General features: G+C 62.5%; 22 protein-coding genes. 7 read left to right on the plus strand and 15 right to left on the minus strand.

Annotation, left to right across the window (positions count from 1 at the left end; all coding sequences use genetic code 11):
- Window positions 1-129: 129 nt before the first annotated feature.
- The 3 genes from AC1Q67_RS03460 (at window position 130) to AC1Q67_RS03470 (ending at window position 2264) form a co-directional block, all read left to right on the plus strand.
- Window positions 130-672 (plus strand): hypothetical protein, encoded by a 543-nt coding sequence (locus AC1Q67_RS03460; RefSeq protein ID WP_492235199.1) that lies wholly within the window; start codon window positions 130-132, stop codon window positions 670-672.
- 231 nt (window positions 673-903) lie between these two features.
- Window positions 904-1386 (plus strand): hypothetical protein, encoded by a 483-nt coding sequence (locus AC1Q67_RS03465; RefSeq protein WP_492235198.1) that lies wholly within the window; start codon window positions 904-906, stop codon window positions 1384-1386.
- 83 nt (window positions 1387-1469) lie between these two features.
- The gene (locus AC1Q67_RS03470) at window positions 1470-2264 is read left to right on the plus strand and encodes a hypothetical protein (protein WP_492235197.1); all 795 of its coding nucleotides are present in this window, start codon (window positions 1470-1472) and stop codon (window positions 2262-2264) included.
- A gap of 191 nt (window positions 2265-2455) precedes the next feature.
- On the opposite strand, the gene AC1Q67_RS03475 is transcribed toward AC1Q67_RS03470, so the two are convergent.
- Window positions 2456-2791 (minus strand): DUF6968 family protein, encoded by a 336-nt coding sequence (locus AC1Q67_RS03475; RefSeq protein ID WP_492235196.1) that lies wholly within the window; start codon window positions 2789-2791, stop codon window positions 2456-2458.
- 1202 nt (window positions 2792-3993) lie between these two features.
- Here AC1Q67_RS03475 and AC1Q67_RS03480 point away from each other — a divergent pair.
- A complete protein-coding gene (locus AC1Q67_RS03480; RefSeq protein WP_192817777.1) occupies window positions 3994-4170 on the plus strand; it encodes a hypothetical protein in 177 nt (58 codons plus the stop codon).
- A gap of 129 nt (window positions 4171-4299) precedes the next feature.
- A complete protein-coding gene (locus AC1Q67_RS03485) occupies window positions 4300-4722 on the plus strand; it encodes a hypothetical protein (RefSeq protein ID WP_024577062.1) in 423 nt (140 codons plus the stop codon).
- Window positions 4723-4729: 7 nt separating this feature from the next.
- Here AC1Q67_RS03485 and AC1Q67_RS03490 read toward each other — a convergent pair whose 3' ends face one another.
- The 13 genes from AC1Q67_RS03490 to flgB form a co-directional block, all read right to left on the minus strand.
- On the minus strand, window positions 4730-5077 hold the full coding sequence (locus AC1Q67_RS03490) for a hypothetical protein (protein WP_492235195.1): 348 nt from the start codon (window positions 5075-5077) through the stop codon (window positions 4730-4732).
- A gap of 648 nt (window positions 5078-5725) precedes the next feature.
- Window positions 5726-6133 (minus strand): (R)-mandelonitrile lyase, encoded by a 408-nt coding sequence (locus AC1Q67_RS03495; RefSeq protein WP_024577059.1) that lies wholly within the window; start codon window positions 6131-6133, stop codon window positions 5726-5728.
- Window positions 6134-6223: 90 nt separating this feature from the next.
- Window positions 6224-6514 carry a hypothetical protein gene (locus AC1Q67_RS03500; protein ID WP_024577058.1) on the minus strand — a complete coding sequence of 97 codons (291 nt, stop codon included), beginning with the start codon at window positions 6512-6514 and terminating at the stop codon, window positions 6224-6226.
- Between the two features lie 126 nt (window positions 6515-6640).
- Window positions 6641-7345, minus strand: a complete 705-nt coding sequence (locus AC1Q67_RS03505; RefSeq protein WP_492235194.1) for a glutathione S-transferase — start codon at window positions 7343-7345, stop codon at window positions 6641-6643.
- A 69-nt stretch (window positions 7346-7414) separates the two neighbouring features.
- Entirely contained in the window at window positions 7415-8074 is a 660-nt protein-coding gene (locus AC1Q67_RS03510; RefSeq protein ID WP_492235193.1) for a lectin, read from the minus strand.
- 155 nt (window positions 8075-8229) lie between these two features.
- A complete protein-coding gene (locus AC1Q67_RS03515; RefSeq protein ID WP_492235192.1) occupies window positions 8230-9198 on the minus strand; it encodes a Tim44 domain-containing protein in 969 nt (322 codons plus the stop codon).
- A 214-nt stretch (window positions 9199-9412) separates the two neighbouring features.
- The gene (cckA, locus tag AC1Q67_RS03520) at window positions 9413-11974 is read right to left on the minus strand and encodes a cell cycle histidine kinase CckA (protein ID WP_492235191.1); all 2562 of its coding nucleotides are present in this window, start codon (window positions 11972-11974) and stop codon (window positions 9413-9415) included.
- A gap of 153 nt (window positions 11975-12127) precedes the next feature.
- Complete coding sequence (gene flhB / locus AC1Q67_RS03525) at window positions 12128-13201, minus strand: flagellar biosynthesis protein FlhB (protein WP_024577053.1); 1074 nt, start codon at window positions 13199-13201, stop codon at window positions 12128-12130.
- 22 nt (window positions 13202-13223) lie between these two features.
- A complete protein-coding gene (fliR, locus tag AC1Q67_RS03530; protein ID WP_024577052.1) occupies window positions 13224-13994 on the minus strand; it encodes a flagellar biosynthetic protein FliR in 771 nt (256 codons plus the stop codon).
- A 71-nt stretch (window positions 13995-14065) separates the two neighbouring features.
- Complete coding sequence (fliQ, locus tag AC1Q67_RS03535; protein WP_024577051.1) at window positions 14066-14329, minus strand: flagellar biosynthesis protein FliQ; 264 nt, start codon at window positions 14327-14329, stop codon at window positions 14066-14068.
- Window positions 14330-14367: 38 nt separating this feature from the next.
- The gene (fliE, locus tag AC1Q67_RS03540; RefSeq protein ID WP_024577050.1) at window positions 14368-14688 is read right to left on the minus strand and encodes a flagellar hook-basal body complex protein FliE; all 321 of its coding nucleotides are present in this window, start codon (window positions 14686-14688) and stop codon (window positions 14368-14370) included.
- A 16-nt stretch (window positions 14689-14704) separates the two neighbouring features.
- Window positions 14705-15127, minus strand: a complete 423-nt coding sequence (gene flgC / locus AC1Q67_RS03545) for a flagellar basal body rod protein FlgC (protein ID WP_024577049.1) — start codon at window positions 15125-15127, stop codon at window positions 14705-14707.
- 31 nt (window positions 15128-15158) lie between these two features.
- Window positions 15159-15569 carry a flagellar basal body rod protein FlgB gene (gene flgB, locus AC1Q67_RS03550; RefSeq protein ID WP_024577048.1) on the minus strand — a complete coding sequence of 137 codons (411 nt, stop codon included), beginning with the start codon at window positions 15567-15569 and terminating at the stop codon, window positions 15159-15161.
- Window positions 15570-15889: 320 nt separating this feature from the next.
- Between flgB and AC1Q67_RS03555 the strand changes: the two genes are divergently transcribed.
- Window positions 15890-16879 (plus strand): flagellar biosynthetic protein FliO, encoded by a 990-nt coding sequence (locus AC1Q67_RS03555; protein ID WP_024577047.1) that lies wholly within the window; start codon window positions 15890-15892, stop codon window positions 16877-16879.
- Complete coding sequence (gene fliP, locus AC1Q67_RS03560) at window positions 16876-17634, plus strand: flagellar type III secretion system pore protein FliP (RefSeq protein ID WP_492235190.1); 759 nt, start codon at window positions 16876-16878, stop codon at window positions 17632-17634. The genes AC1Q67_RS03555 and fliP overlap by 4 nt, the downstream gene beginning before the upstream one ends.
- Before the next feature lie 117 nt (window positions 17635-17751).
- Here fliP and AC1Q67_RS03565 read toward each other — a convergent pair whose 3' ends face one another.
- Entirely contained in the window at window positions 17752-21399 is a 3648-nt protein-coding gene (locus tag AC1Q67_RS03565) for a tetratricopeptide repeat protein (RefSeq protein ID WP_492235189.1), read from the minus strand.
- Window positions 21400-21409: the final 10 nt, after the last annotated feature.

The following is a 21409-nucleotide window of genomic DNA, read 5'->3' on the forward strand; positions in this document are numbered from 1 at the left end:
TCTAATCGCTTTTCCGACAAAAGGAAGATGGCCCAAAGCTGACCCGTCGCTTGCAGGGCGGCTGTGCGCCGCGCGCGGACGCGCTAAGTTCCGGCCTTTCAGAATGGATTTCGATCAGGACTTTCAGACATGACCCCCGCTACGCCGGTGATTGCCGATCCTGCCGCGCCCGAGCCCACATCCATGCCTGCCCCGCAAATGCTCGGGCTGCGCGCCGTGCTCATTATTCTGGCCCTGATCGAGGCTGGGCTCGGTCTCTCCGACGCGCCGACATTGTTAGGCGACATGTCGCATATCGGCTCGGGCATCGGCGCCGGTCTGGTCAAAGCGCACCTCGCCGCACATCCGGTGCTGGCCATCGCCGCGATCGTGTTCGCGGCCATGGGCCGCGCGCGGCACGCCATCATCGCGCTCGGCACCATCATCATCATGGCGTGGCTGAGCGACATGCCTTCCGTCGTCGCGCACGGGCTCGAGTTCAGGAGCGCCTTCGGCGCCGTGGAAACCATTGCGAAGATCATCGCCTTCCCGCTGGCCGCCGCCTGCGCCATCGCCTATGCGGCGCATAACGAACACCTCGGCCGCGCGACCTTCCTTGTCGCGGTCCCGACGCTGTTCAATGTTGTACTGATCGTCGGATTCGCGATCAGCGTCATGATCCACGGGTTTTGAATTCTCACAACGACGCATCTTCTCCCTCCCCCTGTGGGGAGGTTCGGCCAAGCGAAGCGAGGCCGGGGTGGGGGTACATCTTTACGCATGAAATCTTCGACGCTGAATGACACCCCCACCCGGTTTGCCGCGCATCCGCGCAACAAACCACCCTCCCCACAAGGGGGAGGGACAAAAGTGCCCACCTTGCGCAAAGCAATGCCGCACGCTTCAATGGCACCGGGGGAAACCATGACAGCACGCATCTCATTTTTCAAAAATTCCGCCTTCGCGGCTGCGCTCATTGCGGCCATGGCTGCGCTCGGCAGCACCCCTGCCCGCGCCGACCGCTGCGACGATCTTGCCAAGGATCTCACCAACCAGATTCCCGGTCTCAAGATCGGCAAGACGGTCGCCGGCGTGATCTATCTCGAACATCCCGCCGTGGCTCAGGCGTCGCTCGGCTGCTCGAGCCGCAACCGCACCAACGACGTGTTCGCCTCCACCGACAAGAAGAAGCCCGCGGAAGCCTATTACGACTTCATCGGCACGGCGGCGGCGCTGGTGTTCACGATCCCCAAGCCCGACGCGGTCAAGGGCGCGAAGCGCTGCGTCAGCCGCACCAATATCATCCGCGGCTACAATATCGATTCACGCTACCGCAAGCTCGACGTCCACTGCACCGTCGCCAAGACCGGCGTGCGCATCACGATGTCGCGCGAAAAGGGTGTGTGAGGGAGCAACGACTCTAATGCACGGCACCACTATCTAATTTAAACATTCATTAGATCGTATTCAGATTATTTAGGAGTTCGTTTGTGGCTCAACTAGCCCAAGCATACATCCACCTAAAACCCTACCATGCCTCGCGCAAGAAACTACAGCGACTTGGCAAATCCACCGACATACTAGCTGCTGATATCGCAAAACGCATTTACGGTGGTAACGTTGTAATTGATGTTCAATTTGAGGAAGGGTCGCTACGGGTCAGGGTAACTGTAATCGGCACACTAGCCGCAACTCTTGCTGTCTATAGTACAGTTGCCGACTATAAGGGCTTTAAAGATAGCGTAGCAGAGCTTTGCGACGACGCCCGGCAGTACGCAACAGATGTATGCGAGCCTTTTACAAAAAAGGCTGGCGCTAATGAGGAACAAGTCTATCGCTTCGAACGGCGAACGAAGACGACCGGCAAGCTGTATCGCTTAGCAAAACGGCTAGAAAAGTTAGAAAATTCTGTATCGGCGCTTAGCCCCAACGACGTTAAAAAAGAACTTTCACAAGCGAGCCGAGAACTTGCCGCAATTGCAAAAGATCTTTCGCCAACCGAAATGGAGGCAGTCGAAAAACAGCTAACCTCAAAGACGCTTCCTCCTCCATCTAAGTGGCCTCCCCCTCAATTGGAACCACCGAAAGCAGCAAAGAAGGATGAGGAACAACTTGTCCTGGACAAAGGCTTAGGACTAATGCTGCCTGCACCGAGCCCGCCATCTCCTAATCATCTCGTCGTTTATCACAATCAGACTCGGGTTGAAGCACAGCTTCCTGGCATTCGCGACAACTCAATACAACAAGTGCCTACGCTGAGCTTCGATAAGTCGCATAATGACTAAGAACCGTCAGAAAAATAACGCTGCACTCATTTCCATTCATCAACATGATACAAATCCCCACCCTCAAGACCTCTCTTATGTTCGGCATGTCCCGCCCCGTCATGAGGGGCGTTTCACGATCGTCACGATACCCGGAGCGGGATGCGGTGGCGCGCAGCGTCAGGCAGGAGCAGCAGGCGGAAAAGCTTCCCTCACCCCCCATACATCGCGTCGTCGCCGACAAGAAGATCGCGGATGCTGTTCGGAACGGGAAAGCCGTAACCCCGACCCGGCTCCAACCAGATGAGCTGCCTCGCCTCGTGATACTTGCTTGCGTAAATTTCCGCGCCGATCATCTGCATCGCGAAAAGAAGTGCCTGCACGGAATCGATGCCTGCCGCGTATCGTTTGACCGTCCCCTCAGGCCAGCCGATTTCAAACCGGCAAATCCAGTCGACGTCGGCGCGTTCCGGCGCGGATATACTGATCGGAACATTCACTTCCGATGCCGCCATCTTCACAATCAGGTGTCTTGTCGCAATCGTCATTGGCTCGACCTCAAAAATTTAACGGTGGAAGCGGCTTTCCGGTCAAACAATTCGCATAGTGCTCCATTGCCTGCCTGCGACACGAAGCCCGGCGTGGCGCCGGAAACTGGGGCGCTACAGAGACCGATCCAGCTTCCTTGTGTCAAATTGACGGTGATCGATGGCAAACCAATCTTGACATTCCAAGTTATCGGACTATATTCCTATTTATCCCGCCCCGTCATGAGGGGCGTTTCGCGATCGTCACGATACGCGGGGCGGGATGCGGTGGCCGCGGCGGTGTTCGAAGGCCGTGACGCGTGTGGAATTTCCCGGCTTGCAGGGTGATCTCGCGCGGCACGGAGATGACGACCACACCGTTTGCGGACGGCCCAAGGCGTGTCATCCCGGCGCATCGGCTTCGCGCCAAGGGGCAGGACGACGCCGTCGCTCCTCGTACAGAGGGCGATGGAAGAGTCCGTCAGTCCACACAACGGTGGTGTACTCAGCACCGGCCACCGGGGGTGCCTCACGCAGCAAGCCGTTCCAACCATTGCGTGCGGAACGCCGGATGCAACCGGCGTGACCGTGGCGACTACGCTCGTGTGCTTTTCACTTTTGCACACGGGGCTGCGGATGCGCTCGCGCATCCGGCGTTCCGCGCGCCCTCATTCAGGGCGAAGCGACGAGAGGAATTCGGGCGCCCCCGCGCCGTCATAACAACAGGGGCGATGGCGCGTGACCGCTGGTGGCGCGGGTTGTCTTTGGCGCGAACGGGGCAAGCCCCGCGCGCGACGCCGTCACAACAACAGGGGCGATGGCGCACATCTGCAAGTGCGAGCTGTTTGAAAACTGAATCCGGAGAAGATGGTGCGCGCGATCGCGCAACACTACCGATGTCGTCCCCGCGAAAGCGGGGACCCATAACCACTAAGCGTTATGATGACGAAGGAAAGAGTTGTCCCGCTCCCAACAACACGATGGTCCAGGGAGTATGGGTCCCCGCCTTCGCGGGGACGACCGGAGAAAGATCGCGGGGCCGACGAGAGAGCGTGCGCGGACACGCCAAGAGGAACCGCGATTGTTCCCCCGCCGCGCTTACGCCCGCTTAACCACACCGGCACCCCGGTAAATTCGTCACATTGGCGCATGAACCGGATGGTAACGTCCCGCGACTAAGAAGCGGACTAACCAAGAGACGCTTGAAGTCGCAGGGACGGACAATGCTCAGGGATATTCTGGTGACATCGGACGAGGAAGCGCAGCGTTTGCTCGCCGCGTTCAAGGCCATTCCCAACATGCAGGGACGCCTGAAGATCGTCGAGCTCGCCGAGCGCATGGCACGCGAAAAACGTGCATCGCGGATGATCGAACACGCGCCGGCATACATCTCGCGCTGACCGGCGGGGCTTTCGCCGTTTCACGAAAAGGTGACGGCGCGCCCACATAACAACGCCGCCCCGAGAGCATTACCTTTTTGTTACACCGCGCATCACCCGGTTGATCGATCAACAACAGGAGTGGCCGCAATGTGTGACTATAGTTTACACGCCGTCGCAAGCCGCCCCGCCAGGCTTGGCGAAAAACTGGTGTCGACGAAATTCCCCATGACCGTAACCCGCGGCTTCACCGGCGAAGGTGAGCCGAATGTTGCGGTCTGCGTTCGCCCCGGCACCGAACTCGCCTTCGAGCGGGAGGTCGATTACGACGGAGCATTCTTCAGGAAGAAGGTTCGTCACACCGTCGCACGGTTCCGGACCGTCGATCTCGACAACCCGAACCGGCACCATGACGCGCTGGAATTCCCCGACGGGCAGCTCGTGCTGCTGACCCAGCTCGATCCCGGTCAGCGGGCCACTGTCCTGCAACTTCCCGCAGTGCCTCTGCATGAAGCACAGCCGGAGGCAGCAGAACCTGCCGCTGTCCGCGTTGAGGATATGCTGATCCGCTAAAGGCGGATTATGCCGCGACGCAGCTCTTCACATAAACACGGCGGGCTGCGCCGCGCAGCTTCTGGTCGATGGCCTGCTTGAGGCATTCGACGCGCGCCTGCGCCACGCAGAGCTGCATGTGGTCACGCGCCTGATGCCGGGAGAGATGCTTGGCGGTCACCGACTGGCGGCAGACCTCGCGCTTGCCGGTGCGCATCACTGGCGGCGACTTGCTGTCGGTCGGCACCGCGTAGCTGATCTTGCTGCCTTCGGGCTGAACCGAGGCGATCGCGTTCGGCAGCGGATTCTGCGAGATGGCGAGGTAGATCGCGCCCCCGAGCAGGGCCGCATAGATCGCGGGGGTGATGATGCGCATCGATCCTCCTGCTTGGCGATGTGAATGAAGCCGGAACAGACAGGGTGAATGCGACAGCATTGCGGCGAGATGGCTGATTCGGGAACCCCTGCCCGCAGCGCTTCGCTGACGTTCCAGTCATGGAACCCGGAAATACAATCCAGACCGCTGCATGATACCGGCCGGCGCACGCTCGCAGGTGCCAAGCCCCGAATCGGGGCTGGCGCGGATCGTGTATCGGCGCTTGAAGACAGTCAGGCTGCGATCGCCGGCTCGTCGCGGGTCACGACTTCAGCCACTGGCGGCTGCCGCGGAACCGGATCCTCTCTCATCTCAGACTTCAGAACCGCGACGGTGACAAACTGATAGTCACACGCGCTGCACGACCACAGAAACGAAACGCGATTGCGTTCTCTCTCGGTCCAGAGCGGCGAAGCAATCGGCTGGCCGCATTGAGCACATGGATGTTTGCTGATGAGAACCCCGGACTCATAAGGCATGATACGCACCTCCCAGTCCGCGCAAACTAAAGTCGTATGCACACCTATCGTCAAGCGCATTCGTCGCTGCGTCGCGCAACGCAATGCGTCAGTGGTTCAGACATGTTCTGCGATGAAATTATTCACGCAGTGTCGCTGCGATACGTGCATGACAGCGCGATGACGCGACCTACTTCGAGGGCTCCACCGCATATTGTTCGTCAGTCACATGCTCGAGCCATGTCGCGAAGCTGCCGTTCTCGGACTCCTGCATCGCGAGGTGAGTCATCAGGTTTCCCGGCGCGGCGCCATGCCAGTGTTTCTCACCCGGAGGAATCCACACCACGTCGCCGGGACGGATTTCGTGCACCGGCTGTCCTTCCGTCTGCACGCGGCCGGTACCCGACAACACATAAAGTGTCTGACCGACCGGATGGGTGTGCCAGGCCGTACGCGCGCCGGGCTCGAAGGTCACGCGCGTCGCATTGAGCCGTCCGGGCGCAGGCGTCTCGATCACCGGGTCCTGCCAGACCGTGCCGGTGAAATAGGATGCGGGCGCGCGCTTGGTCGGCACGGAGCCGGATGGCGTGATCTTCATGGGAAAACTCCGGAGTGATGAATCGCCGGGACCGGCGTCGAAACAGACGCTCAGTCTACGTGGCAATCCGGCAACCGGGGAGTTCTTATTTCAGCGCGGCGATGACTGCTCGTCATGCGTCTCCTGCGGATAACGTATACCGCGCAATTGCAGCTCGCGCTGGATGCGGCGCGTCTTGGATCTGGCCAGCGCTTCGACCATCCGATGCAGAACAAAGTCGACAAGATTCACCGCACGGCGCGTATGGACGCGCAGCCGCCTCCAGTGGATCGCGGCGGAGTGGTGAACGATCGGCGGCGGATTGCGGCTGATCAGATACGCGCGGTAATCGTCCTCAGCGTAGAAGCTGCGCTTGTCGTCGCCGGTAAACAGAGCGGCCATGGCCACCTCCCGAAAATCGTCGCGACGCAGATGCGGCGTGACAACCGGAAGATGACCGCGAGCCCATAGGAATTCGAGAAGGCCGCACTGCCTTCGATATAGGAGCGATATAAACGCGTCAGCGCTTTACGCATCGAGCGCCTTGTAGTGACGGAAGATGCCGTCCTCATTGAACGGAATGCGCCGATCGCTGGCGAGATAAGCCTTGATGTTCGGCCGCGCCGCGACCCGGTCGCGCAGTTCGATCACGCGCGGCGCCTTGCGCTCAAAGCGCTTCATGCTGTTCGGGAACGCATAGCGCAGGCCCTCGACAATCTGGAACAGCGAGAGATCCGCGTAACTAAGCCGCCGGCCGTTGAGATATGGCCCGCCACCGACGTCGATCAGGCGTTCGAAGTAGCCGAGGAACTTCGGCACGCGCTCGCTCCAGAATTCGCGGGTGCGCCGCTTGGCGACAGGACGCTGGTCTTCGTAATAAAGCGTCGGCCCGAGCGGATGATGCGTGTCGTGAATCTCAACGACGAAGTCGGCAATCGTCAGTTGAAGCTGGTGCACCCACAGGCGCTGCGCTTCGGCCTTCGGCGCAAGCCCGTGACGCGCGCCGAGATAAAGCAGAATGTTCGCGGTCTGCCCGATCAGAAGCTTTCCGGCTTTGAGAAACGGCGGTGCGAATGGCGGCGTCGCCCCGCGCTTCATCATGGCCATCATCCTGCTGTCGCCGCCTCTGCCCCGCGCGGCATCGATGTAGTCGGCGCCTGCGTCTTCCAGCGCGAGCCGGACATATTCGCCGCGGCCCTGAATGGTCGGCCAATAATAGAGCTCATATCGCATGGGACCTCACAAACGCTTTCGGCGCGGAGGTCCGCGCCGAAGGATCGAGAATAACGCCTCGAATCCCAATCAGTTCGTTGCGAAACAATACAGCAAACCGTCGCCGCCGGTGCTCCGCAGATCTGCCTGCGAGCACCCTCCCTCCGGCCCGCGCGAGCCGTGCGACGAATTCCACGACTTCGAAGCATCGTCGTCACGCAAGCCGAGACGATCCGAGTGGCCGACCACAGCCGAGCCCTGCGTGCTGCTCGTCCAGTTCTTGCAGGTCTTGTCGTCACCAGCCGCAAAGGCCGTCCCGTCGGGCTGCGATCCGGTGAGAACGTCATGGCGATTCGGCTGATCGCCGCGGCCGTTGATGACTTCGCCCTTTTCACTCAGAGCGGACTGCTTGGTCAGCGCATTGGGGCCGTGCAGATCGGCCACGTCCTTGGCAACCACTTCACCCTTGGCGTTGGTCCATGGCCCCTTCCCGATCCGATCACGTGCATTGATCGCGGGCTTGCCGTCTGCAGCCTGGGTGGAGAGATACGCGCGCCAGACCTTGGGAGCACCGGCACCCGCGGCCTGCGCCAACGTCTGGCACTGGTTGTCGGCGCCGGCGAGGCCGCCGAGGTTTCCGCCATTGCCGATCGGCGTGCTGGTGATGAAAAACGTCATGTTCGCCTGCTGCGCCTGAACCGGCGCGGCAAGGAGCAAAAGCGGCGCTGCAATCATGTAAAACTTGAGCATTCGTCCTCCTGTGAAGTCTTCTTGAACTATCCGGCGGTGATGCGATGGCCGGCGCGCAAGATCAACACACAAGGCCGCGACTTATTCAGGGGCAGCCAAAGAAAAAGGCGCCGCGCAAGCGCGACGCCTTCTGTTCTTGAACCGATCCTGCGGGATCAAGTCATCTGAATGGCCGACAACTCCCACTGGCTGCCCGGACGCCGCACGAACGTCCAGACATCGGTGACCTCCTGTGGCGCATCACTGCCCTCGACGATCTTGCCGGTGGCACGCTCGATGGTCTTGTCGATCAGGCTGTAGCGAAGCGCGACGGTCGCGTAGTCGGTGGTGCCTTCGCGCCAGGCTTCCGCAAGGTCGCCCTGCAGCAGCTTGACGTCGGACACCTTGTTGATCACGCCGCGTTCCTTGTTCGCGTTGAGATCCTCGGTAAAGTACGAGACCATTTCCGGCGTCGCCAGCGTGTGCAGCTTGCCGATGTCCTCGTTCGACCACGCGGTCTGAACTTCGCCGAGCAGACGCTCGAACGCATCGTAGTCGTCCGGCTTGATCTCAAGCGGCGCGTCGTTCGAACCGCCGCCCAGACCGAAGCCGAAGCCGGATCGCGCGTTGGCCATCGGTCCCTGATCCTGCTGCGGAGCCTGACCGGGCGCAGCCGATGCATGGGCGTAGGCCGGCGCGTTGCGGCGCTTCCACCACGACATCGCAAGACGGACCACGAGGTAGATCAGGCCGATCTGGAGAATCAGACCGATGATCGACGACAGGCCGCCGAGGCCGCTGAACAATCCGCCGCCGAACAGCATGCCGAGCAGGCCGGCGCCGAGGAAGCCCGCGGCAAGACCGCCGAGCATGCCCATGCCGGGACGGTTGAAGAAGCCGCCGCCTGCGGGCGCCGCTGCCGGTGCCTTCGCGCCGGGCTGGGTTATGGTGCGGTTCAGCGGCTGCGCGGCATTCGGCGCAGTCGGAGTGGATGGCGGCGCGGAGAACGTGCGCGAACCGCGGCTGCCGCCGCTGCTCGGGCGGGCATCCACCGACGATGAAATGGTTACTGTCAGCGGCATGGCGACCGCCATGACCACAGCAAGTGTTTTGATGACTGAGCGCAAGCGCTGCGACGAAATCATGTCTGTTCCCTCTCGGCCCTCAAGGGGCATTGATCCCCGGCAAAGGGGACAGGCACATACATGGGCAGCGGCGTGCGAAAGGGAAGCGGATAGGTACGATAGGGCCTGCGGCCCTCAGTCGCGGTGAGGCGTGCGGTCACATCTGGCGCGCGGGAGCCAAAGCCTTGTTTGGCATGATCTAATCCGAAAACTGGCTAGCTCCGGGTCATGCCGATTACGACGGAGCCGTCATGGTTTCCTTCACCGAAGCCACGAGCTGGCTCAACGTGAAGGGCTTGGGCAGGAAATTGAACTGCTGGCCCTCCGGCAAGCTCTTCTCGAAGGCATCTTCAGCATAGCCTGACACGAAGATGATTCGCAGGTCGGGGTTCCGCTTGCGCATTTCGCTCAGCATGGTCGGACCGTCCATTTCCGGCATCACCACGTCGGACACCACGAGATCGACCGCGCCTTCTTCGCGCTCTAATGCTTCGAGCGCATCGAGACCGTTCTCGGCCTCGATCACCGTGTAGCCGCGCGAACGAAGGCCGCGCGCATTGAGCGAGCGCAGCCCATCCTCGTCCTCCACCAGCAGAATGGTGCCCTGCCCGGTCAGATCCGGCGCGCGGGCCGGTGCCGGAGCCTGAGCGACGGCGCTGCTGGCGGCTGGCGCTTCCTGGACAGCGGCCACTTCCGGGAAATGCCGTGGCAGGAAAATCCGGAACACGGTGCCGCGTCCCTCAACCGAGTCGACATAGATGAAGCCGCCGGTCTGCTTGACGATGCCATAGACCGTGGAGAGACCGAGCCCGGTCCCCTTGCCGACTTCCTTGGTCGAGAAGAACGGCTCGAAGATCTTGTCGACAATGTCGGCGGGAATGCCGCTGCCAGTGTCGGTGACCTCGACCAGCACATAATCCGCCGCCGGCATGCCCTTGTACTCGCCGCGCTCGGCGTCTTTCGCGGACACGTTGGCGGTGCGAATGGTCAGCTTGCCGCCTTCGGGCATCGCATCGCGCGCGTTGACCGCAAGATTGACGATGACCTGTTCGAACTGGGACAGGTCGGCCTTCACCGGCCACAGGTCGCGGCCGTAGACGAACTCCGGCTTCACCTTCTCGCCGAGCAGGCGCTTCAGCAGCACGTTGATGTCGGAGAGTACATCGCCGATGTCGAGCACCTGCGGGCGCAGCGTCTGCTTGCGCGAGAACGCCAGCAGCTGCCGCACCAGCGCCGCCGCGCGGTTGGCGTTCTGCTTGATCTGCATGATGTCCTGGAACGACGGATCGGTCGGCTTGTGCGCGTTCAGCAGGAAGTCGTTCGCCATCATGATGGCGGAGAGCACGTTGTTGAAGTCGTGGGCGATGCCGCCGGCGAGCTGGCCCACCGCCTGCATCTTCTGCGACTGCGCGAAGCTGTTCTCCAGCGTACGCTTCTCGGTGGTATCGAGCAGGTAGACGATCGCGGCTTCCGCATCGCGCGCGTCGTGCTCGACGGAGGTGACGAAGAACTGGCCCCAGCGCTCCTTGGCGCTGTCCAGCATCGCCTCGACGGGTGGAATGTCGCCCTGCCCGTCCGCGGCCTTGTTGATCGCGGTGACCAGTTCGCCGCGCTCGCGCTCGTGCACCACCGCGAAGATCGATTTGCTGCCGGTGCCGGCCGGTGACAGGCTCTGGGTGAGCTTTGCGAACCGCGCATTGGCGCGCACGATGTTGCCCGCCTTGTCGACGGTGGCGATCGCCATCGGCGTATGATCGAAGAAGCGCATGAAACGCACTTCCGCCGCGCGCTGCGGATCGGAATGATCGTCGCGCGCGCGATTGATGACCAGTGTCCGCGATGCGCCGGGCGTGCCGTCGGCGCCGAACGCCAGCTTGTGATAGAGCCGCACCGGCATGGTCTTGCCGTTGCGCATCCGCAGGTCGAGATCGAACACCTCGGTCTTCACCTCGCCCGGCTCCGGGGTGATCGAGGTCAGAAGCGACGCGCCGTCGCCGGACATGATGTCGGCAACCTTCAGGCCGCCGGACCCTATTTCCGCGAGATCGTAATCCAGCCAGTTGGCGAGCGTCGCGTTGACATAGACCAGTTCGCCCCTGGCATTGACGGAGAAGAAGCCGCAGGGCGCATGATCGAGATACTCGATGGCGTGCTGCAATTCCTGGAAGACGTCTTCCTGGCGCTCGCGATCGCGGGTGATGTCGGCCACCGACCACACTGCGAATTTTGCCTGCCGCTTGTCGGTGCCCAGCGGACGAACGCGCATCCGCAGCCACCGGCCATGGGTGCTGTCGATGCCCGCGACGCGGACCTCCTCCTGCTGGCGCTTGCCCTCGCGCGCGGCCTTGAGCAGACGGAATACCGCCTCGGAGACATCGGGATTGCCGATGAAGACCCGCTCGACAGGACGCACATCGTTGGGGCCTGATGCGCCGGTCAGCGCGAGATAGGCCGTATTGGCGTAGACGACATGACCGCGCGGATCGGTCACCGCCAGCCCGTCGAACGCATGATCGGCGATCGGACGCGTGATCGGGTCTTCCGCGAGGCGATCGGCGAACCGCACGATCCCGGCGGCAAAGGCGAACAGCGTGAACAGCCCGACCATGGCCAGCAAAGCCAGCAGCACCAGGATGTAAGGCTGGGCCTGGGTGCGGCCCAGGGTCATAAAGGCTACGGCCGCGGCAATGATCGCACCCGCCACCAGCAGCACAAGAAAGATGCTTCCGCTTCGCCGCGCCGGCTCATGCACGGCGGCGAAAGAGGGACGAAGTTCGTTGCCCGTATCGGTTGTCATCTCAGCCTGTTCGCGCGTCCGCAAAGGACGCGCAAGTCATTATAATCCGCAGTCGACCGGCCTCTGAGTGCCTGAATCGGGCATCCTAACGCAAGGCACATTACGTCTGTGCAAGTGCCCGCGCCAGACTTGGTTCCCCTAGGTTAACAGGGATCAGCCAAGGCCGGAAATCCTGCGCTTGAGCTTCATCACGTAGCCGATCACCTCTGCGACCGCGTGATAGTGCTCGACCGGAATTTCGTCGTCGATATCGACGGTTGCGTGCAATGCGCGGGCCAGCGGCACGTTCTCGACAATGGGGATGTCGTTGGCGGTAGCAATTTCCCTGATCTTCAGCGCCAGCGCATCGACGCCCTTGGCGACGCAGACCGGCGCCGGCATGCCGCGATCGTACTTCAGCGCCACCGCGTAGTGGGTCGGGTTGGTGATAATCACCGAAGCCGATGGCACCGCCGCCATCATGCGCTTCTTCGCGCGCGCATGGCGAAGCTGCCGGATGCGTCCCTTGATGTGGGGATCGCCTTCCGACTGCTTGTATTCTTCCTTGATCTCCTCCAACGACATCTTCTGCCGCTCGAACCACTGGCGGTACTGGAACAGGTAGTCGAGCGCGGCCACCAGCGCGAGCGCCGCGACCACCGTGCCCATCAACTGAACCGAGATGGTTTTGGTGACGTTCAGGATCGACATCGGATCGAACCGGACCATGGCATCGAGACGGTGCCGCTCGGGCCACAGCACAAGGCACATCACGACGCCGAGCAGGACGACCTTGAAGATGCCCTTCAGGAAGTTCGCACCTGCCTGCTTGCCGAACAGCCGCTGGAAGCCCGCCATCGGCGAGATCTTGCTGAATTTCGGGCTGAGCGGCTCCGACGAGAAGACCAGCCGGTGCTGGATCAGGTTGCTGCCGACGCCCGCGATCAGCAGCATCAGCAGCGGAACGCCGAGAACACCGATCAGCATCAGCTCGATCTGGCTGAGCAGCGACAGCAGACCGGGACCGTCGACGCGGATCTGATGCGCGTTCATCATCAGATTGCGCATCGGCACCTCGATGCCCTTGCTGATCGAGCCCGAGAACGAAGACAGCAGCAACGTGGATGCGGCGATCACGAACCAGGTATTGACCTCCTGGCTCTTGGCGACGTCGCCCTTCTCCAACGCATCGTCGAGACGTTTTTGCGTCGGGTCCTGTGTTTTTGATTCCTTGTCCTCGTCTGACATGGCTTGTCTTCAGTTCCTGCCCTCAGCGCCGCGGCGCGAGTTCGTGGAGAACGCCGCCGAAGTAATCGAGGTAAGCACCCATCATGGTGGCGATGACGAGGGCAAGAATCAGGAAGCCGCCGAGAATCGAAAGCGGCACGCCGACAAAGAACACCTGCATCTGCGGCATCAGCCGCGCCAGCACGCCGAGGCCGAGATTGAATACCAGGCCGAACACGATGAACGGCGCGGACAACTGGATGCCGATCTTGAAAGCCGTCGCAAAGGCCTTGGTCGCCAGCGCCGCGACGTCGCCGCTCGACATTAATTCTCCCGGGGCGAATGCGTTGTAGCTTTCGTTCAGCGCCGCGATCACCAAATGATGCATGTCGGTCGCGAACAGCAGCGTCAGCCCGAGCATGGTCAGGAAGTTGCCGATCAGCGCGCCCTGCTGGCCCTGCGTGGGATCGATCGTGGTCACGAAGCCGAGGCCGAGCTGCTGGGCGATCACCGAACCGGCCACCGCCAGCGCCGACAGTGTGACGCGCGCGGTGGCGCCGAGCACCACGCCGATGATGATTTCATGAACCATCAGCACCAGCAGTGGCGCGATGGAGGTCATGCTGACGGTGTAGGCGTTGCGGTGCAGCGGCAAAATAATGAGCGTCAGCGCTAAGGCGATCGCGAGCCTGACGCGGACGGGAATATTGGCTTCGCCGAATCCGGGCAGCAGCATCACCATGGCACCGATGCGGGCGAACACCAGCATGAAGGCCGCGGCGAGCGCCGGAAGCAGCGAGATGTCGATACGCATGGAAGACGTGCCCTGCCCGTGAACGCCGCGTCCGTGAACATTCCGCTCCTGAACCGGCGCCGGATCATGCGCTACCCGCCGATGATTCGCGACGATATCCGCAGCATCTGGCTGTGCAGCGCGTCAGCCATGAACGGCAGCGCCAGAACAAGTGTGACGAAGATCGCGAGAATCTTCGGCACGAACACCAGCGTCTGTTCCTGGATCTGCGTCAGCGCCTGCACCAGCGAGATCGCAACGCCGACCACGAGGCCGACGATCAAGAGCGGCGACGATACCTTCACGATGGTCCAGATCGCATCGCGCGAGACGTCGAGAACTTCAGCACCTGTCATTTCAATCCCCTGCCCGTGGGCATTTCAAAAAAGCCAAATCAGATCGGCATCCGCATGATGTCTTCGTAGGCCTGAATGACCTTGTCGCGCACCGACACCAGCGTCGACACGGCGACATCGGTTTCAGCGACGGCCGTCACCACGTCCATGACGTTGGCCTTGCCCTGCGCCATCGCGATGGTCTGCGCGTCGGACTTGCGGCCCGCATCCATCACGCTGCCCATCGTTTCCTTGAGCAGCGCGCCGAACGAAGGGCCGTTCGAATCGCCGGTCTTGCCGAGAGCGCCCGCGCCGCCGGCGGAATCCATGATTTTCGCAAGGCTGGCATAGGCATTGGCGGCGACTGTTGGCGAAGCCATGAGTTAATTCTCCCTGTCAGGCCTTGAGAATGTCGAGGGTGCGCTGGATCATGCGGCGCGTGGCGGAGATGATGTTGAGGTTGGCCTCATACGACCGCTGCGCTTCGCGCATGTCGGTCATTTCGACCAGCGAGTTCACGTTGGGATACTTGACGTTGCCGTTGGCGTCCGCCGCCGGATTGCCCGGCTCGTGCTTGACGCGGAAATCGGAATTGTCCGGCTTGATCTTTCCCAGCGTAACCACGCGCGAATCGAGCGTGCGGTCGAGTTCGGAGGAGAACGTCGGCACCTTGCGGCGATAGGGATCGCCGCCCGCGGTCTTTGCCGTCGAGTCCGCGTTGGCGATGTTTTCCGAAATCACCCGCATCCGGCCCGCCTGCGCGCGCAGACCGGACGTCGCGATGCTCATCGACCTGAGAAAATCGTTGCCGTCGCTCATGCTTTGGCTCTCCTAGGCGGGATCATGCGCGTTACCGCTTTCCGATGGCGGTCTTCAGCAGTCCGAGGCTGCGGGTGTAGAGCGAGGTCGCCGCCGCATAGTCCATCTGGTTGGCGGAGACCTTCAGCATCTCGTCTTCGAGGTTGACCGCATTGCCTGCGGGCCGGGTCGCATAGCCGCCGCGGTTGCTGGAACTGAAATTCTCGCTCACCCCGCTCGCCTGGATGTGCCCTGCGCTGGTGCGCGCCATGGCCAGCGACGGCATCGCGCCGGTCACCGGACCCGCGCCGCCACGATCGAACTTGGGTTCCACGAGGTCCCGCGGCTTGAAGTTCGGTGTGTCCGAATGTGAAATATTCTCCGCAAGCACCCGTTGCCGCTCCTGATGCCACTGCATCTTGGTGCGAAGCGCGGACAACATCGGAAGATCGGTGATCGCCATCGGCCAGCCCTCAACCCGAAGCGCAGCGCCTCAGGTAGGCAGAATTTGCCGCGTGTATGGTTAATAAGGGGTTAAGAACCGTTCGGACCCATTTTCGCCATGAATGCCCTTCAACCGGACAAGCCATTGAAGTACCGGCAGAAGAACTATTTCGGGCCGCCGCGCTTTAATAGGGTACTCATCCGCCGGCGGCAGCATTTGCCGTCAAGAATTAACCGGTAGCGCGCACTTAGCACTCAATTCGTCCCAAACTGCTTGTTTCGCGGCCAGTGACCTGCGAATCTGGCATAGATGCGAGTGTTGTTTGACGGGGACAGGACATGCCGCAAACGCTTTGGTTCTTCATCGCCTTCGTCATCGTTCTTGCGTTGATCGGAGTTGCCGCCTGGCTTGTTCGCCGGTTTGGCGGAAGCAGTCTCGGCGGCTCCGGAGCCAGCCGGGGGCGCATGCCGCGGCTTGCCGTGATCGATGCCGCAGCGGTCGATGGCCGCCGCAGGCTGGTGCTGGTCCGGCGCGACAACGTCGAACATCTGCTGATGATCGGTGGCCCCGCCGATCTCGTGGTCGAACCCAATATCGTACGCAGCGTGCCGCAGCGTGATCAGGCGGCACCGCGCGGGCCTGCGGGAACCGAGCTTCCGCCGCGTCTGGCTCCCGACACCGGCTGGTCCGATAGCGAAGTCCCGCATACCGAGGCTTTTGAACATCGCGAGCCGTCCGCGCCGGAGCTGCCCCATCGTCCGGTGCGCGCTCCTTATAATGACGACACCCGCCGGCCCGCCCCTCCGCTGCCTGAGCGGCACAGCCCGGACGTCATGCCGAGCTTCACGCCGGAGCCGATGATTCGTCCCGAACCGTCGTTGCGTCCTGAACCGATGCTGCGTTCGGAGCCTCGCGCAATTCCGCGAAGCGAGCGCAGCGAACCGATGCCGCCGCGCATGCCGCGCTCGGGCGACGTTCCGAAAGCGCCGCCGATGCCGCCCCGTCCGCCGGTACGCCCGGCACCCGATCCTGCTTTGTCATCGGCGGATCAGAACCTCGCCGACATGGCGCAGCGGCTCGAAGCCGCCCTGCGCCGGCCCGGCGGTGAACCTCGCCTCGACACCGCACCATCGATCGGCCCGGTCGAGCGGCCGGGCGCACCACCCGTTGCTCCTGAGGCTGCGGGGAATCGGCCCGTGCCGCGCTCCGAAGGCGCCCCGCGCCCGCCAGTTCCACCGGCGCCGCCGCCGCCCGCGCCAAAGGCTGCGTTCGAGAATCTCGAAGACGAGATGGCCAATCTCCTCGGCCGTCCGAAGCCTCCCGCGTGAGATCCTCGACATCACCGCGTAGAGTTTTATTTTTTGCCAGTCTTGTCGCCGCCACCGGGTTCCTGATCGAACCGGCGAGCGCGCAGGATATCAGCATCAATCTGGGCCAGGGCAACGGCGGCGTCACCGAGCGCGCGATCCAGCTGATCGCGCTGCTGACGGTCCTGTCGATCGCGCCGTCGATCCTGGTGATGATGACGTCGTTCACCCGCATCGTGGTGGTGCTGTCGCTGCTACGCACGGCGCTCGGCACCGCGACCGCGCCGCCGAACTCGGTCATCATCGCGCTGGCGCTGTTCCTGACCGGATTCGTAATGGGACCGGTGCTGCAAAAAGCTTATGACGACGGCATCAAGCCGCTGGTTGCCAACCAGATCACCGTCGAGCAGGCGTTCGAGCGCGGCACGGTGCCGCTGCGCAGCTTCATGCAGAAGAATGTGCGCGAGAAGGATCTCAAGCTGTTCATGGACCTGTCGGGCGAGCCACCGGCGGCCACGCCCGAGCAGATGTCGCTGCGCATCCTGATCCCCGCCTTCATGATTTCCGAGCTGAAGCGCGCCTTCGAGATCGGCTTTCTCCTGTTTTTGCCCTTCCTCATCATCGACCTTGTGGTCGCATCGGTTCTGATGTCGATGGGCATGATGATGCTGCCGCCGGTGGTGGTGTCACTGCCGTTCAAGCTGATCTTCTTCGTGCTGGTGGACGGCTGGTCGCTGGTGGCAGGCAGCCTCGTGCAAAGCTACGGCGGCGGGTAAGTCGGCTCGCGAGACTTTCCGTTTCGTCATTGCGAGGAGCGTCAGCAACGAAGCAATCCAACTTCCTTGTCGCTCTGGATTCGCTTCGCTTGCAATGACGCCTGCAGCGTCCGCCGGTCAGCGGGTCGCCTTCACCCGCTTCAGGCTGCCCGTCGGATTCGGATCGGCCTTGATTTCAGGCGGCAGTTTGGCGCGCGCCATTGCATCGGGGAAGCGGACCTTCATCTCACGCAGGAAGCCATCGAGCGTGTCGATGGTCGCCGCCATCTTCGCAATCCGCGCGAAATCCGCGCTGTTCGCCGTCGCCGGCTTCGAGGCCACGTCGAACGCTGCGCGGTCGCCGCCGTCCATCTTCGGACTGTACTTCTCGCGGAAGCGGGCAAGGCCGATGGCATCTTCCGCCAGCGCGTATCCGATCACGGCGCGAATGACGTCGCTCTTCTCGGTCGGCGACAGCGGCTGAAAATCGCGCCAGCGATCACCGTAAAGCAGTTCGATCTGCTCGGCGGACTCCCGCCAGCGCCGCGACGCCCAGTAGATATCCGACCGCAGCCGGACCGCCTCGCGGCCGCCGACGTTCGAGATGATGTCGAGCGCCAGATCGTGACGACCGATGTCGGTCTGCGCCCGCGCCTCGAGCAACAGGCGCTGCTGGCGGATTTCTCCGGCCAGATCGGCGATCCGCGTGGTGCGCAGCGCCGCGATGGCGCGATCGGGCTTGCGGTTCATCAGATAGACCATCGCCAGCCGGGAGGCGACCTGTGCGCGGGCCGAGCCTTCAAGCCGGTGATCGATTTGGTATTGTAAAAGCTCGCTCGCCTGTTCGAGCAGATCGACGGCGACAAGACGATCCGCCAGACGCCGGATCATTTCGTCGCCGCGACGGCCGATCGGCGTGAGATCGCGGAACTCATAGAACATCGCAAGCGCTTCGACGGGCGGAAGATCCTCCCCCTTCGCGCCATTGTAGATCTGCTCGAACAATGCCGACGCCTCGTCCTGCATCTTTCGCGATGCTTCGGAGTTCGGTTGCAGCATGGTCGCGGTGCGTACGGCTGAGAAAGCTTCCGAATAACGCCCCTTGGCCGCGTAGAGCCGGCTCAGCATCTCCAGTGTCTTCACCTCGATGGAGTCGCCCCGCCATGTGACCGAGATGGCTTCAAGATCGCGAAGCGCATCGTCATCGCTGATTTCGCCGCGCTTCTGGCGCAATGCAATCTGACGGACCTGCGCTTCGACCGCCGACGGACGATCGGCCGACCCTGCGGCGGCCTGAAACGCCGCCAGTGCGTCCTGATCGCGGCCCAGCGCTTCGGCGAGACGCCCGCGCAACAGCGCAATCGCCGCCGTCTGCTCGGGACCGACGCCGACGACGTCAAGATCGTTGCTCCGCACCGCCGCGCCCGGATAGTCCCTCACCTCAAGCGACGCGCGGAACGCGTCCGCGATCACAATGCGCTGGAGATCGAGCGGCAGCGCCGTGATGGCGAACTCGACGTTCTTGAATTTCTCGCGCGCTTCCACCCATTTTTCCTGCCGCGCCAGAGCAAGCGCCTTCCAGAGCTGGGAATCGATATTCGCGGCTACGGCGGGGTTCGCGAGATCCGCCAGCGCAAGCGCAGGATGCCCCGCCAGCGTGCTGGCGACAGCATGAACCGTCAGCGACGAGGCTTCTTCCTCGCCCGGCTTGATCTCCGAAAACGCCAGATCGAGAATGCCCTTCGCTTCGGGATACAGTCCACGTGCGAGATAGAACCGCGCAAGGTCGACATGGACAGGCAGGCGCGCCATTCCGGTCGCCAGCGCCGCCTTTGTCAGCAGCTTGTTGCGGGTCGGAATGAACTCGGCGTTCTGATAGTCGCGCCATTCGGTGACGTCGAAGACTGGACGAATGAGCGCGGCTGCGCGCTCCGGCGCCGCTGTCGCGGTGGACAGCGTCAAACCTCCGGGCCGCGTCAGGGTCAGCGTATCCGACGAGATGCCCGCGGTGATGTCATCCGACTTCTGCTGGATCACCACACCGTGGATCGATTCGAGCAGCGAGAACTCGACAAAGTCCTGGCGCTTCATGAACCCGCGCGACGGCGCGCCCGCCGTCATCACCAGCAGCAGATCGCCGGCATCGGGATCGTTCAGCCGATGAAGCTGTCCGGGCTTTGCGAGGCTGACACTGACGCTGGCGCGTCCGGGATCGGCCATGTTGCGTGTCGCGACCAGTGGTTGCGGCGGTGCGTGTCCCTTGTCGGCGAGAACGAGAGTCCACGCACGCTCATCCCCCGTCAGGGTTGCAAGCTGCGGACGATTCAGCCGTATCCGCAGCGCGCGGCCTTTCGGCAAATCGACAGGAACGGCTTCTGCGACGATCCATCCGCCCTCACGGCGGACGGCGCTGGCATCGATCGCCTGATCGGTGTCGAACACCAGCCAGATCGAGTCCGAACGGCGAAACACCGCCGCGGCGGTAGGAGTGCTGAACGGAAACGTCAGGCGGAAATCGTCACTGGTGAGCCTCGCCTCCACCGTGACCTCCGCTGCGGGTTTGGCCGCAGCCTTTTCGGGCGGCGAGGCTTTCACGGCAGGCGGCGATGGCACCAGCGGCGTCTTCACGGGCGCTTCGGCAACGGCTGGAGGAGTCGGCACAGCCGTCGCGGCGTCCGGCTTCGCAACGGCCGTCTCGGCCTTCGCATCGGTCGACGGCGCGGGCGCAGCGGTTTCCGCCGGCTTGACGTCCGGCGTTTGAATCTCCGGCAGCTTGACCTGGGCTGTCTTGACTTCAGCCGGCTTGGCGTCCGCCGTCATCTGACGTGCGATTTGTTCGGACGTCGGCGGCGCGATCTCGCTGGCCTTGTCGCCCGGGATCGGCTTCAACGGCGAATTGACGGTTTTTGGCTTCTGCGCCGGCTCGAAGGCAACGTCGACGACGTAATTCTTGTCCTCGCGGAACGAATGAATATCCGCCTCGCCGATCAGCGCGATCTCGACGCGTGCCCCGTCGCCCGCGATCTTCTGATTGATCGAGGTGATGTTCGCAGGCATCGCGATCTTCGCGTCCGCAAGATCGAACATCAGCGGCGCGGTGAACGACAACGTGAACTTCTCCGTCCCCAGCGAGGACGACACATTCACGCCGTCCGGCATTTCAAAGACAAAGCGGACGAAGGTCGGCTGAATCGATACCCGTACGCGAACCGGCGGACGCTTCGTCGCCTCATCCGCAATCTTCTGCATGCGCAAGGCGCGCTCGGCGGCCAGCGCACGCTCGGACAGCTCCTTCACAACCTCGGCCGGCAGTGCGGGCGGAAGCCCGGTCCATTTTTCCGGCAACAGATCGATGAACACGCGCTCTCCCGCGGTCATCACATTGACGCTGACTTTCTGCGTCAGCGCCATGCGGATCGCAGTGCCGTCGGGATCGCGGCGAACCGACCCGACATAGGCGGGAACGGAATCCGCAAGCAGATCGATCGGAACGTCGACGGGCTTCTTGAACTGAATGACCAGGATCGCGCCCGCGACAATCACATCGGTCGGAACGTCTTCCTTGAACTTGAGAATCAGGCGGGCATAACCGGGCTGCGCCGTCAGCACTGCCTCGCCTTTGACAGGATCAGCCGGAGCGGCTGTTGCGGCGACCGACAGGCAGGACAGCAGAACGGCCAGCGCAAGCGCCGATGACCGCAGGCCGCAGCAAAGCCGGCCCGCAAGAGAGCGGGCTTTCGGCCTGGTCCCTCGGGCTGGCTTAATTGTGCCGGCGGTCCTGGACATTCCCAACACG

The organism is Afipia sp. GW823-FHT06G09, assembly GCF_058794875.1.

What these genes read in the sequence shown, in the direction of transcription:
- AC1Q67_RS03460 (WP_492235199.1), top strand. Translation starts at nt 130, where the DNA reads ATGACCCCCGCTACGCCGGTGATTGCCGATCCTGCCGCGCCCGAGCCC.
- AC1Q67_RS03465 (WP_492235198.1), top strand. Translation starts at nt 904, where the DNA reads ATGACAGCACGCATCTCATTTTTCAAAAATTCCGCCTTCGCGGCTGCG.
- AC1Q67_RS03475 (WP_492235196.1), bottom strand. Translation starts at nt 2,791, where the DNA reads ATGACGATTGCGACAAGACACCTGATTGTGAAGATGGCGGCATCGGAA.
- AC1Q67_RS03480 (WP_192817777.1), top strand. Translation starts at nt 3,994, where the DNA reads ATGCTCAGGGATATTCTGGTGACATCGGACGAGGAAGCGCAGCGTTTG.
- AC1Q67_RS03485 (WP_024577062.1), top strand. Translation starts at nt 4,300, where the DNA reads ATGTGTGACTATAGTTTACACGCCGTCGCAAGCCGCCCCGCCAGGCTT.
- AC1Q67_RS03490 (WP_492235195.1), bottom strand. Translation starts at nt 5,077, where the DNA reads ATGCGCATCATCACCCCCGCGATCTATGCGGCCCTGCTCGGGGGCGCG.
- AC1Q67_RS03495 (WP_024577059.1), bottom strand. Translation starts at nt 6,133, where the DNA reads ATGAAGATCACGCCATCCGGCTCCGTGCCGACCAAGCGCGCGCCCGCA.
- AC1Q67_RS03500 (WP_024577058.1), bottom strand. Translation starts at nt 6,514, where the DNA reads ATGGCCGCTCTGTTTACCGGCGACGACAAGCGCAGCTTCTACGCTGAG.
- AC1Q67_RS03505 (WP_492235194.1), bottom strand. Translation starts at nt 7,345, where the DNA reads ATGCGATATGAGCTCTATTATTGGCCGACCATTCAGGGCCGCGGCGAA.
- AC1Q67_RS03510 (WP_492235193.1), bottom strand. Translation starts at nt 8,074, where the DNA reads ATGCTCAAGTTTTACATGATTGCAGCGCCGCTTTTGCTCCTTGCCGCG.
- AC1Q67_RS03515 (WP_492235192.1), bottom strand. Translation starts at nt 9,198, where the DNA reads ATGATTTCGTCGCAGCGCTTGCGCTCAGTCATCAAAACACTTGCTGTG.
- cckA (WP_492235191.1), bottom strand. Translation starts at nt 11,974, where the DNA reads ATGACAACCGATACGGGCAACGAACTTCGTCCCTCTTTCGCCGCCGTG.
- flhB (WP_024577053.1), bottom strand. Translation starts at nt 13,201, where the DNA reads ATGTCAGACGAGGACAAGGAATCAAAAACACAGGACCCGACGCAAAAA.
- fliR (WP_024577052.1), bottom strand. Translation starts at nt 13,994, where the DNA reads ATGCGTATCGACATCTCGCTGCTTCCGGCGCTCGCCGCGGCCTTCATG.
- fliQ (WP_024577051.1), bottom strand. Translation starts at nt 14,329, where the DNA reads ATGACAGGTGCTGAAGTTCTCGACGTCTCGCGCGATGCGATCTGGACC.
- fliE (WP_024577050.1), bottom strand. Translation starts at nt 14,688, where the DNA reads ATGGCTTCGCCAACAGTCGCCGCCAATGCCTATGCCAGCCTTGCGAAA.
- flgC (WP_024577049.1), bottom strand. Translation starts at nt 15,127, where the DNA reads ATGAGCGACGGCAACGATTTTCTCAGGTCGATGAGCATCGCGACGTCC.
- flgB (WP_024577048.1), bottom strand. Translation starts at nt 15,569, where the DNA reads ATGGCGATCACCGATCTTCCGATGTTGTCCGCGCTTCGCACCAAGATG.
- AC1Q67_RS03555 (WP_024577047.1), top strand. Translation starts at nt 15,890, where the DNA reads ATGCCGCAAACGCTTTGGTTCTTCATCGCCTTCGTCATCGTTCTTGCG.
- AC1Q67_RS03565 (WP_492235189.1), bottom strand. Translation starts at nt 21,399, where the DNA reads ATGTCCAGGACCGCCGGCACAATTAAGCCAGCCCGAGGGACCAGGCCG.